12 protein-coding genes are annotated in these 12,682 nt (G+C 51.2%); all 12 read left to right on the forward strand.

Annotation, left to right across the window (positions count from 1 at the left end; genetic code table 11):
* Window positions 1-204 precede the first annotated feature (204 nt).
* Window positions 205-954: a CpaB family protein gene (locus tag H573_RS0112875; RefSeq protein WP_084498048.1), complete on the forward strand. Its 750-nt coding sequence runs from the start codon at window positions 205-207 to the stop codon at window positions 952-954.
* A gap of 27 nt (window positions 955-981) precedes the next feature.
* Window positions 982-2,322, forward strand: coding sequence for a TadA family conjugal transfer-associated ATPase (locus tag H573_RS0112880; RefSeq protein ID WP_084498049.1), 1,341 nt, complete (start codon window positions 982-984; stop codon window positions 2,320-2,322).
* The gene (locus H573_RS0112885; RefSeq protein ID WP_027874485.1) at window positions 2,309-3,199 is read left to right on the forward strand and encodes a type II secretion system F family protein; all 891 of its coding nucleotides are present in this window, start codon (window positions 2,309-2,311) and stop codon (window positions 3,197-3,199) included. The genes H573_RS0112880 and H573_RS0112885 overlap by 14 nt, the downstream gene beginning before the upstream one ends.
* Window positions 3,196-4,026: a type II secretion system F family protein gene (locus H573_RS0112890; protein WP_027874642.1), complete on the forward strand. Its 831-nt coding sequence runs from the start codon at window positions 3,196-3,198 to the stop codon at window positions 4,024-4,026. The genes H573_RS0112885 and H573_RS0112890 overlap by 4 nt, the downstream gene beginning before the upstream one ends.
* Before the next feature lie 19 nt (window positions 4,027-4,045).
* Complete coding sequence (locus tag H573_RS18140) at window positions 4,046-5,293, forward strand: hypothetical protein (protein ID WP_051171286.1); 1,248 nt, start codon at window positions 4,046-4,048, stop codon at window positions 5,291-5,293.
* A 111-nt stretch (window positions 5,294-5,404) separates the two neighbouring features.
* Entirely contained in the window at window positions 5,405-5,734 is a 330-nt protein-coding gene (locus H573_RS19115) for a hypothetical protein (protein WP_051171287.1), read from the forward strand.
* A gap of 183 nt (window positions 5,735-5,917) precedes the next feature.
* A complete protein-coding gene (locus tag H573_RS0112905; protein ID WP_027874643.1) occupies window positions 5,918-7,165 on the forward strand; it encodes an oligosaccharide flippase family protein in 1,248 nt (415 codons plus the stop codon).
* A 253-nt stretch (window positions 7,166-7,418) separates the two neighbouring features.
* The gene (locus tag H573_RS0112910; RefSeq protein ID WP_036256813.1) at window positions 7,419-8,108 is read left to right on the forward strand and encodes a sugar transferase; all 690 of its coding nucleotides are present in this window, start codon (window positions 7,419-7,421) and stop codon (window positions 8,106-8,108) included.
* A gap of 41 nt (window positions 8,109-8,149) precedes the next feature.
* A complete protein-coding gene (locus tag H573_RS0112915; RefSeq protein WP_084498068.1) occupies window positions 8,150-9,187 on the forward strand; it encodes a glycosyltransferase family 2 protein in 1,038 nt (345 codons plus the stop codon).
* A gap of 85 nt (window positions 9,188-9,272) precedes the next feature.
* Entirely contained in the window at window positions 9,273-9,863 is a 591-nt protein-coding gene (locus H573_RS0112920) for a hypothetical protein (RefSeq protein ID WP_154653899.1), read from the forward strand.
* 158 nt (window positions 9,864-10,021) lie between these two features.
* Complete coding sequence (locus H573_RS0112925; RefSeq protein ID WP_027874647.1) at window positions 10,022-11,548, forward strand: WG repeat-containing protein; 1,527 nt, start codon at window positions 10,022-10,024, stop codon at window positions 11,546-11,548.
* Window positions 11,549-11,655: 107 nt separating this feature from the next.
* Window positions 11,656-12,609, forward strand: coding sequence for a tetratricopeptide repeat protein (locus tag H573_RS0112930; RefSeq protein WP_027874648.1), 954 nt, complete (start codon window positions 11,656-11,658; stop codon window positions 12,607-12,609).
* Window positions 12,610-12,682 lie beyond the last annotated feature (73 nt).

Raw genomic sequence — 12,682 nt, forward strand, 5'->3', positions numbered from 1 at the left:
CTTAACGCTGGCGACGCTGCATCATTCAGCTTCGTGACGTCAGATGGTATCGAAGGTGTTCGGGGGATTGCACCGACCGGTGCTTACTCAACTGATGCGGCGCCTGCTGTACCGACTCTGTAATCATAAAGAACGAAGTGGCGGCCTTCCGGCCGCCACGAATCAATCAACGTAGATAAACTGTAAAGAAATTAGAGGTGCAGCATGAAGAGGAAATTAACAGGAAGCGCGACTGGCTCCATTGTCTTATTCTTCGCGTCAAGCATGCTGGCCTCAGTTCTCGGCCTGAGACAGATAGACCGATTGAATACTGAGACCGCCTGGGTGGCAGGTGGCGATATTCCGGCAGGGCAAATGGTTACTCGTGCTCTACTTCGCGAGGCGAAGGTAAAAGACACTAGCCACGCAATTATTGATCCGCGCCAAATTATCGGAAAAACACTCACGAAAAATAAGCGCGACGGTGAGACGTTTAATGCCAGTGAGCTGGCTGTGCCGAAGCGTCCAACCTTGGCCCAGGCTGTACCTGAAGGCCGTGTGCTGTATACGCTTAAACCAGATCCCACCAGTATTCCCTTCGCGCAATTGCGTGGTGGCGATCGTTTAGATGTATTGGTAAGAAATCGTCACGGTGTGCATACCGTGGCAACTGATGTCCGCCTGATCGGCGTTATGCGAAATGGGGCTGCCGCGAAAAACAATAGCGGTGATGTAATGAGCTTGCTCCCGAAGGACCGTTCGGCAACGGCTGGCGGTGCAAACGTGGCATCACTGGTGGTGGCGGTGTATCCGCAGCATGTTTATCCGCTTGCCAGTATCGGTAAGAGTGATAAGGTGAGTTTAGTGTTGCACAGTGCTCGCGGTGAGAAGTTGGCGGTGCGGCCAGCGGCAACCCACCGAGAAGTGGAAATGGTAAGCGGATTGGCTCGCAAGAAAGTGTTGCTGCGGCTTTAGCGGCAACTACTGGTAGAGGAAGGGATAATGTTTGGTTCGCCACGCAGCACAGATAAAAGCAAAAATACGGCGCCAAGTAACAATAGCGAAGACTACCAGCGTCGCTTGCGCACGTTTGTTCATAAACGTTTGATCGATTCTTTAGATGATGGCGGCGCCGATATCTTAGGGGATATTGAGCAAGTTCGAGTCCGCCTTGCCGACATTCTTGAAGACCTAGAAGAAGAGCGTGGCATAGCGGTTTCCGATAGCCAGCGCCTCCAGCTTGAGCAGGAAATTCTGGAAGAGCTCGGCGGCTTGGGCCCCTTGGCGGGCTTGATGATGGAAGATGACATCACCGATATTATGGTGAATGGGCCCTATGAGGTGTGGGTGGATAGAGGTGGTCAATTACAAAAGACCGCAGTGCGCTTTGATGACGACAGTCACTTGCGCCGATTTCTCGATCGTATTGTCGGTGCTCAGGGTAGGCACCTTGATGCTAGCAACCCGATGGTCGACGCAAGACTGGCCGATGGTAGCCGTCTGCACGCGGTGATTCCGCCGCTTTGCGCCAAGGGAGCGATCGTCTCAATTCGGCGTTTTCGCTGCGAGCAGCTTGATGAAGCGCAGTTGGTGGAGAGTGGTTTCCTTAGTCAAGACATGTTGGACACCTTGAAGCTGGCGGTGAACGCGGGTGTAAACGTGGTGGTGGCGGGTAGTGCCGCAGCGGGAAAAACCACACTGTTGAATTTACTTTCGAAAAGCATTCCCGAGAATCAACGTATTGTCACCATAGAAGAAACGGCCGAATTACGCCTGAGCCATCCCCATGTGATTCCCCTGGAATCAAGAGCAGGTAACATGGAAGGGCGAGGAAGCATCAGTTTACGCGAGCTGGTTCGTACGGCGCTGCGGATGCGCGCCGACAGGATTATTGTTGGCGAGGTCCGCGGCGGTGAAGTGATGGATATGCTGCAGGCGATGAACGTAGGCCACGAAGGCAGTTTGACCACCGTACATGCTAATAGCCTTTCTGATGTACTGCGCCGACTGGAGTCCCTGGCGCTAATGAGCGATGCCGATATTCCCAGAGAGTCGGTACGCGAGATGATTGCTTCAGCGATTCAGCTGGTCGTGCATGTGGTGCGATTTCGCGATGGTTCTCGCCGTGTTGTCAGTATGGGAGAGGTGCATAGTAACGATGGCGAACTGGGCGTGACGCCACTGTTTAATTTTAAAACCGCTGCGGTCGAGCAGGATGCAGTGATACGTGGGTGCCACGAATACACGGGCGCGCCAATGCATTTTTTAGATCATGTCGCTGCACGGGGTTTTTCGGTTGTGCTGCCATTTTTGGCGAGCGAGGTGACCGGTGCCCTGGATTAATCTGATCGAATGGGGGCTACTGATTTTTGCGGTGCTTGTCGCCGCAGTCGTCGCCTACCGCCAGTTATTACCTGCGCCATTGCAGGCCGACAGTGATGCGCTAGCAGACCCTGATACTGACGGCAGTGAAATCCGTTCGCCAATGCGAGCAAATATGCGCACATTGAACTTGCGCATAGAGCCCTTTGTATTCGTGTTGGTCACGGTTGCCATTAGTTGCTGTGTGTTTTTTGTCGTATTGGAATTGTTCCCCAATGCGCTGTGGGTGGCTGTGATAGCCGCTGTAGCTGTGACGATAATGAGCTTCTTTATGCTGGCTGATATCAGCCAGATGCTGCGTCGAAAGTTTGAAGAAAAACTCGTCGATGCTTTAGATCTTGTCTACGCAGCGATTCAAGGTGGACTGCCCCCACGACAAGCTTTGCAGGTTGCCGCTGACTCCTCTAAGGGTGCCGTAAAGCGCGAACTCAACGAAATAGTTGCGCGCCTTGACTACGGTTTGAGTGTAGAGAAAGCGGTAGAGCGAATTCGCAGCCGCTACGATACCGAGGCGGTGCGCTTATTCAGTCAAGCACTGGTTGCCAAGTGGCATTCAGGCAGTGATTTCGGCTTGCTAATCAGCTCCGTGACGGTGCTGGTACGCGACCAGATTCGCATGCGAATCATGATTAGCGGCCAGCTCTCCGGTGCCCGCTACGCGGCCATCTTCACCGGCGCCCTGCCGTATCTGCTCGTACCCGTGTTTATGTGGAAACAGCCCGATTGGTTTGAGCCACTGAGCACTAACCCGAACGGCGGTAGTTATTTAATGGTGGCAGTATTGCTTCAGGTTGGTGGGTATTTATGGTTGCGCCGTTTGCTGAGGGCTGAGTTGTGAATGACAGCTGGTGGATCGACTTTGTTTTTGTATCGTTACTGATCGGCATTGCCTACATTGCTTTTCGGCTGCGTGCCGCGAGTCAAGACCTCGGTGACGATACAGAGGTTGATTTTGAAGAACAGCAGCGCTTTAGCCTTTATCCGAGTAAGCGCATTCGGCAAGCGGGTCTGGCGCCAAAAACGATGCGGCTCAGCTATTGGCTGCTGAAATTCACGCTGCTGCTGCTTGGGCCTACATTACTGCTGGAACTGAGTGCTGGGCAGGTAGCGCTGTGGTTGTTGGCGGCGGTCGCCGTCGCATTATTTTTTGTGTTTGATGTTTGGTTGTTAATGGTTCGACGCAAGCGTCGTCAGCAGATTAGGCGGTCGCTGAATTTCTTCGTTAACTTGCTGGTGGTCTATCTTAAATCAGGAATGAGCTTGGGTAAGGCTTTTGACCAAGCCGCTGAGTACGGTTTAGGGAATAAAAACCCCTTGTCACAAGAGATCTCTTTGCTTAGTAAAGAAATTGAAGCAGGACGCGGCCGTGATGAAGCGTTCGCAAAACTTGCGCAGCGAACCGGCGTTGAAGACCTTGAAAAAATTGCCGCCGTGTTACGCGTGGGTTTTCAGGTTGGCTCGCCGGTGGCGGAAACCTTAGCCGCTCAAGCGGAGCTTCTGCGGGCCAAGCAAACACAGTTGGGCACCGAACTGGTGAATCGAAAGTCTATGGAAGCCATGCTGCCAATGTTACTGGTTTGTATTCCAATGTTCGTTGTGCTGGTACTTTTCCCTGCCGGATCTCAGGTCTATGAGGTATTGCAGATGATGAAAGACTTATTTTGACAGGGTGATTATGAGAAGCATGCCGACGCCAAGAAAAGATACAGCCAACCGCCGCCGGTTACGCCAGCGGCAAGGGGGGTTTATCATTACGGTGGAACTCATTCTGATCACGACCATATTAATTATCGGGTCGTTCGCCGGCATTGTTGCGATCCGCGATGCACTGCGTGATTACAGTGCAGATAGGGCGGGTTCGGTCGCGCTAATCAGTGATGCCAATGGCGTTATATTAGGCCCGGCCGTCGATTACGACGAGCACGAGGCGCCCCGTATTCCCTATATCGACCGATCTGTACCGCCATTGGCGCCCGACCCAGAGCACCGTAATTATCGCGCGTTGATCGGCGTGCGCGATGATCGCTTTACCGGCCGGGAACCTGTCTATTATTCTGAGGCCAATTGCACTGGCACACCCTGCATCAAAGCACCCAGTGATGAACTGACAGATAGCCGCGGCTTAGACGGTAATTTGGGAGGCGGTTCGGTGGGGTATATCTATGCCCTGCAAAGTGGCCCGACCTACGCTATTGGCAGCTCGCCAGATGGCATCCAAGGCTTTTTGTATCGCCAAGCGCCTCAAGCGTGCCCGGTGGATTCAGCAGAAATTCGTTCACGCTATGTTTCTCAGAAAGTCGTGGCGGGCTCGCCGTGTGAGGCTTTTGATGGCGGTGGCCCGACCGAACCGCATACCGATTGTCTGGTTAGCACAACCGTTGTCGATGCTATTCCCTGTGAATGCCCCTCTGGTTATGAAAGTAAGGGGGATGTGTTAGATATTTATCTCGCTGATATTGAATCACTGGCTGACCGAGTGTTTGCACAAATTAACAACGATAATGTCATTGGTAAAACGATAGCAGTAGTAAATGGCGGGCCGCTGGTGCGGCCTGAAATTGGGAAAATATGCTGCCCGATTGGTGCGGCACTGGAATCCGGTAATATTGTCGACACGGTTGTTTACTTGTTGGTGTATAACTCTTTATTGAATATTACTGAGGACAACACGTTGACGGCCACTCTCGTGGAGAGAGCGGAAATCATCCTTGCTGCGCCGCCCCTCAGATTGGCCCCGGCTGATCTCAAGTGCCTGGCAAGTTTGAATTTTGCCCTAGCGGAACCCGTCCCCCATCCTGATGATGCGTCGTTAAACGCATTGGAGTTGTTTCAAGCGCCGTTCACCATGAGCTTACCTGCAGATGTGTCGACACAGTCCAGCGCTGGCTCGGGGAATTGGATTTATACCGCACCACGGAGTGAAACGCCGTGAGCTAGCCTCGGTTAGCACGTATCGCTTCGATGTTGATATTCTCCTAACGTATATCTTTAGCCTTTTCTTGGGCGGGGTGTCGTGCCCAGCCGGAGGCTGAGGAGAATGTCTATGAAAAAGGCGGTACATAGGGGTTGGGTGAAGAAAGCTCAGGCTGGGGTTGTGAGTGCAGAAATTGCCGCGTTTACCGCTTTACTCGCCACCGGCGCAGGGGTGGGGTGGACGAGTATGCGCGATGCTCAGATAGCCGAGGCTGACGATATTGCAGAAGCGGTGGGCTCCTTAGATCAGGGGTATTACTACAGTGGTTTGCGGGCAGGTCACGGCAGTGCGGCGGTCGCAGGCTCACACTACCGCGATGCGGTGGACGTAGCGGCTGGGGATGGTCAGCGCTTTCAGTTTGCCCCAAGCGCAGGCCGTGAAGGCCAGGGGCGACCGTAAATGCTCTTCATAATGCATTGCAAAATGCAATGAGAGAAGCTCAATAGATTAAGGTTCAGGGTTTTTTTGCGGCAAGGCCCCGAATTTAGAGCACTTTCGCTGCGCATTGCCCTACCTGTCTCTGCTGGCCCGACTATTGCTTTGTCCTTCCCATTATGAAAATCAATACATCGGGATGGCGGCATGTCTGCAGGTAATAGCTTTATAAAAAGTCTGAGTTGGCTCGCCACGGGTGAGTTGATGGTTCGTGTATCACGGCTGTTGACGACCCTTATCTTGGCTCGCTATCTGAGTCTTCAGGACTACGGTATCGCCGCCCTAGCTGTTGCCTCGGCGGAAATTGTCCGCATCCTCGCCGCCAACGGTGTTGGTAATCTTATTTTAAAGGCGGAGCAAGCGAAGCTGACGATCGTTACACAAACGGTATTCTGGCTGAACCTGGCCATCGGTGTAGTGATGTTCGGTCTGCAGTTTTTCGCCGCGCCATTGATCGCAGAGCTATATAATGCGCCGGTACTTGAGTCGCTACTAAAAGCCCTTTCATTTAGCCACCTGATCTACCCCTTTGCCATGGTGCAGTTCAACCTGCTTCAGCGAGACAGTCGCATGAAAGAGGCGGGGTTGATCATGGGGGCAACGGTAACCCTGGACAATATACTCTGTGCGGTACTCGCCCTGAGTGGTTTCGGGGTATGGTCAGTTATTTGGCCTAAGTTATTCGCTGCGGCACTCTGGGTAGCGGTAATTAATCGTCGCGTGCCTTGGTTGCCTCGTTTTCAGTTCTCGTGGAGAGAGTTGCGCAAAGCTCGACGCTACTCCGGTGGAGTTCTACTTGCTGAGTGTTTAAAGAATGGCCGCAATCAATTCGATATGTTTATTCTCGGCCGGCTCTTGCCCGCTGACATGTTCGGCTTATATGCCTTTGCGCGCAATGCGGGGTTGGGGATTAGTCTGTCGCTTACCAATGGCTTCAACACGGCGTTGCTGCCAAAGCTTTGCGATGCTCGCCGCGCCGGCGAAGCATTGGGTAAAAGTTATTTCTCTAGCTTATTAACCGCGATGAAATTCATAGCTCCCTTAATACTTTGCCAGGCATTGTTGGCGCCGGTTTATGTTCCCCTGCTGTTTGGTCAACAATGGGCGCCCGCAAGCATGCTGATAGTGGCGCTGTGTTTGTCGGCGATCCCTCGTATGGTGTTTGAGTCAGCGAGTATGTATTTTCGGGCGGCTGACCAGCTGCGTAGCGAAAATCAAGCTGCCATGGTTTTCACCATCATGTTTTGCCTGGTGATAGCGGCAGTGAGTGTGCTGGGAGCGCAGGCGGTCGCGCTAGCAATGATTGCCTGCTATGTCGTCGGTGCGGGCCTGCTATTGATCGTCATCAGCCGCAGCGAGCGAGTGGATGTCAATGCGGAGCTTGCCGCTGGTTGAGCCGGTCTCTTACCGTGGCAGTCCGTGGCGTTGATTGGTACAGCGCCTTCCTTTCAATATTTATCACTCCACATTTTTCCTAAATTAACAAATTAGTTCGCATAGCATTTTGCAAATCATTACTCCATTGAGCCTCAGGTCTATTTCTAATAACTTTTAAATTTACTTTAAAAACAATAGGTTAAAATAATTTTTGCTGTTGGCATACCGGTTGCAATTTCGAGTGAAAGCAAACTTCAACGGGATTACCGACATGCAAGCGATTAAACAACAAGTTAACAGCGTTTTCGCGCTTCTTTTCGCGACATGGTTTTCGTCTATCGATTTAGGCGTTAAGCAGTTTCTCCGCCGAGGCTATAAGCGCGGATACGATATCGTACTCAGCAGCCTGCTCCTTTTCGCTTTGTCGCCTCTACTGATCGTGACTGCACTGGCCGTTCGCGTTGAAAGCCGCGGTCCGGTGTTCTTTCGTCAGCAACGAGTGGGTAAAGACGGCAAATTGTTCAATATGATCAAGTTCCGCTCAATGACGACTGACGCCAAGTTGCATGCCGCCGTTGCAGAGATGGAAAGCGACCGGGACGGGGTTTGCAAGAAATTTGTTAATGACCCTCGGGTGACTCGCACTGGCCGCATTATTCGCAAGCTGTCTATTGATGAACTACCTCAGCTGCTTAACGTGCTTCGCGGTGAAATGTCATTGATTGGTCCGCGTCCCGCACTGCAAGAAGAAGTCGCACAATACAGTGATTATGATCGCCAGCGTCTTGCTGCACTGCCAGGTATTTCAGGCTTGTGGCAGGTATCAGGCCGAGCCGATCTAAGTTTTGAAGAGCAGATCGACCTGGATCTCCGTTACATCCGCGAGTGCAGCTTGTTTGCTGACCTACGCATTACCCTGCAAACCATTCCGGCGGTGCTGCGCGGCAGTGGCGCCTACTAATTAACTCGCAGCGATAAACTCTTTCACTGAAGGTGCTGAACATGACATTTCTAGAAGACACAAAAAACGTTGCGGTAGTCGAAGCGCGCACCGGCGCTCCCCTGGTGAGTGTGGTGATTCCGATGTACAACGCTGCGGCATATCTACAGGACTGTCTGGATTCGGTTTTGGCGCAGACCTACAAGAACTTTGAAGTAATCGCGGTTGACGATGGTTCGCCGGATAACTGTGCTGACATTATTAATGCTTGTGAGGACCCGAGGGTGAAGTTGGTGCGCCAGCGTAATCGCGGGTTGGCGGGAGCACGAAATACCGGGGTTTGTCGCGCCAGTGGCGAATACATCGCATTTCTCGATTCAGACGATATGTGGCGACCAGAAAAACTCGAGCTTCACGTCGGGCATTTACGCGCGAACCCTTCAGTGGGTGTGAGTTACAGTGCCTCTCAGTTTATGGATGAAAGCGGCGCCCTCATGAGTGTCGGGCAAACACCAAAGTGCGAGGGCGTGACGGCGGCGGATATTTTTTGTCGCAACCCAGTAGGCAATGGCTCTGCGCCAGTTATTCGCCGCCAAGCCTTAAAAGATATCGAGTTTATCCGCCCTGAACAGGGGCATTACGGTGCCATGTTTTTTGATGAGAGTTTTCGTCAGTCTGAGGATGTTGAATGCTGGCTGCGTATTGCCCTGTCGACAGACTGGGGCTTTGCAGGAATCGACCAGGCTCTGACGCTCTACCGCGTTAATGGCGAGGGGCTGTCGGCCAACTGGCAAAACCAGCTGGCGTCCTGGGAACGCTCAGTTGAGTGCAACCGCCGGATTGATGCCGAATTCATTGGTAAGTGGGAATCTCTGGCCCGCGCGTATCAATACCGCTACCTGGCTCGCCGGGCGGTACAATCGCGTGATGGCGCCAGTGCACGTAAATTACTGACTATGGCATACCGTTCCAACCCCAGCATTTTGCTGAGGGAGTTTGGACGGACCACCGTGACTACCGGGTGCACTGTGCTGCTGAGCTGCCTGCCTAATGACTATTATCACGCTCTGGAAAATCGCTTGATGGCGGCGATAGCTTAATATCATGGTGACGACGAAATTAGTGATAAAAAGGCGTCGCGTGCTAGAGATGCCCAGTATTGGGCGGTTGCTCTTGCCGCTAGTAATGAGCCTTGGAGCGCTGCTGTTGGCGCTGCTCGCAAGTCATCATACGGGGTTAAACCTGGCTGAAATTAGCGATGATGCGGCGTTGAGTGCCAAGCGCGGCTGGCTGATCGGCGCACTGTCCACGCTGGGAAATGTATTGCTGGCAATAGCGGTGGGTATGTCCTTGTTGGCAGTGTCATTGCGTAAACATCTTGGTGCGGGTAGGCGGCGAACCAGTGCCAGTTTTTGGTTGGGTTGCTGTAGTTTATTGCTGCTGCTCGATGACGCATTTCTCTTGCACGAGGGCTTATTTCTGCAGGTATTTGGTATTCCAGAGGTGTTGACCCAGATGCTGATTGGGGCGGTAGTCATTGGGGTATTGATGCTGTTCCGACAGGCGATAGCCGGGTCACTGTTCTTCGCGTTGCCTGCCGTGATTTGCTGGGCAATCTCTGTGCTTAGTGACAGTTTTTTAGACGGGCAGCAATTGGCTGCATTGGTGATCGAAGACGGTTTTAAATTACTGGGTATTTGCCTGTGGCTACAGTTTAGTTTCGATGTCGCCCAGCGCAACCTGCGACAGCTTGTAGGGGAAAGTAAGAAAATCTAATCAAGTAACAGCCATCGGCGCTGACACAAGCCGCGTCATACTAAAACCCCGGTGGAGAGGATAGGTGGATTTGCTATCCTATTCGTTATATTGTCGTCCTTTATGCAATTCAGCATGCCAAGCCAGCACCTTGCGGCTCGAAGGACGGATCCTCACCTATGCGTTCATGGTTTTTCTCAGTATTTCTTATAGTTTTATCTGCGGGGCCAGCCTACGCAGCAATCAAGCCGATTGTTGCGGACGTTTATTCGTACAACAGCGACGATTATTTACGCATCAAAATCCAGCCTGAATTTGCTGCGGATATGCTTATGGGCGAGCCACTTATCGCATGTCGCGCGAAATGGTCGATTCAATCAGCCCACATCAACGGCGAAAGCTACCCTGCAAACTATTTTCCTACTGATTCACTAAAAGAAGCACGTCTTTTTTCAGTGCAGCTTATATTTAAAATAGGCCAAGGCGGCTCTACTGCCATCCCCTGCGATCCCGGCTATCTCGGTGAACCCGGCAGCAACAAATGGAGTTATACGGTCACTGGGAGCCCTGCTTGGGGGAAATTGATCCGCACCGATCTTAAAAACACATTTACAAACGGCTTGCAGTCCCAATTTAATCTTCGCGCTGTGCGCAAACCTGATTACCTAGATGCCGATTCCGCCGAAAAAATCTACCACCAGTCCGTTATCGAAGCATCGGCATTGGAGCAGAATTGGCTGCGATGGGTCGCCATCGAAAAAGGGGAAGTCAATGTATGGCCAATGAAACGTTTCATACAAGAAAAACGTTTAGCCGATCGTGAAAGAGCCTTCAAAAAGCGTGACACCGAAACAAGCCCCGTAGTTGTTGATGACATAGACGCCCTATTTAATGACGCCACATTTGATGCGCAGCTTACACAGATCAGCAAGTTGGCCGATGATCGTTCGGCTCTGGACGCAATGGAACGCGACATTGAAAACAACGACAAGCAATCTCAAAGTAAAAATAACGCTTTGGCCAGACAATATCTTCTCGCTAAGCGCAGTATCAAAACCTGTATTGAAGAGACGCCGGATAAACTGACAACGCTATTAGCGAGAACACAAGAATGCCTCGCAAAATCTCAGAGACTCAAACCCTTTGAGCGCTATGGCCGTTACGGATACAAACTGGACGGTGATATCGTAATAGAAGCGCAGTACTCCGCTGCAACAGCCTTTAAAAATGGCTATGCACTGGTTAAAAAAAATGACCGGCTTCTGTCCATTACCCCCACCGGCGAAGAGCATAAACGGCTCTATGATATTAAGCTTCGGTCATCTTATTACTCATCTCAAGGCCTAATACTGGCAAGTGAAGACGGACGCTACGGCTTTATTAATTCTGAAGGCGAAACGGTGATCGATTTTCAATACAGCGACGCGGAGCCTTTTGACGACCTAGATCGAGCGATTGTAAAAAACGGTAGAGGCGCTGAACTTATCGACGAAAGTGGCACAGTGCTCGCTCGCAGTCCAATCAACTTTACGCTAAAAGATGGTCGCTATATTAGTAGCGAATCCTACGAGCGGGAACAAGGAAGCTGCGACGATGGCGACCTGATCAGTGGTACCCGGCAAGCCTACACGGCAGACGGTGAAAAAGTCGGTGGCCGAGAGCACTATAGCTATCGCCAGAAAAAGTTGTGTCTACAGCGTAATTGATTAACCTGACGACAACCCATGTATAAACGGTGTTAAAAGAAGATTCACAGCAGGTGAATACGAAGCGAGCAAAACTATAGCCAACAGCATCACGGGACCAAAAAATCATGGGTAAAATCGCAATACAAGCCGCTAAAGTCTTTTTTAGTGTGACGGTTCTGCTAGCAATGCAGGCGTGCGCTGCCCATAAAGAGCTAAAAACTGAATATGTCGGCGTGCAACACCGCTGGGACAAAGACTATAAAGCTAAGGACGACAATGTTCGCAATATAGAGCTAACTGACTTTAGTGTGCGTGAAGGGAAATTACATTTCTCCCGAAACACGCATTATGTGCTGGAAGAGTATAGTTTTGATCGCTATCAAAATTTAGAACGTACGCATCATGCGCCGAAGTGGAAATTTATACTTACGCCAGTCTTCGGCTGGTTCGCATGCCTATTTGACATACCGTATTGCGTTGGTCGCACAACGGGGTGGTACGACGCTGGCTATACAGATAAGAACGAACGCCCAACAGGGAATATCGAAAATAAAACCAAATCAGGGATACCATACGGTGCAATCTTAACTGGGAATTTATTTGGACAATCAGAGGCAGGGGAGCTTCGTAGCGAGTCCGAAACCTATTATCGTTCGATGAACGTTAAAAGCATAGTACAAAACTGGTCCCACAAACCTCGCACATTAACCGCACAATTTACTGTGCAGTATCGAGATGAAAAGTTTGAAACGGTCTACCACTTTACCGAAACGCAAATGGCATCGCTTGAACTGGAATCGGATAACTGGAATAGCCCAAAAGAGAATAAACACAAGTATTTCTATCGGTTGACCAGTGCGTTAAAGACCGGTAAGTACACAGAGGCTCTACGTGCGTTTAAAAAAATGGAAGAGATGGATTTCGAAAAACCGGAATCTTTTTGGTACCACTATGCGCGGAGTGCACGCGATGCAGGGAAGCATGTTTTGGCCGCAGCTAAGGCCGAGCGCTATTTGGATGTTTCAGTAAAACGTACTTATGAGGCAGAAGCCGCAGCTATGTTGTCGGGCGAAAAGTAGGCGGTGGGTACCGTCCTGCCAGTCGGTTTTATATAGGACTTCCGTTAAATATAAGATCGATCCTGTTTCTGCG

The organism is Neomelitea salexigens DSM 19753, from assembly GCF_000422345.1.
Lineage (GTDB): Bacteria > Pseudomonadota > Gammaproteobacteria > Pseudomonadales > Spongiibacteraceae > Spongiibacter > Spongiibacter marinus_A.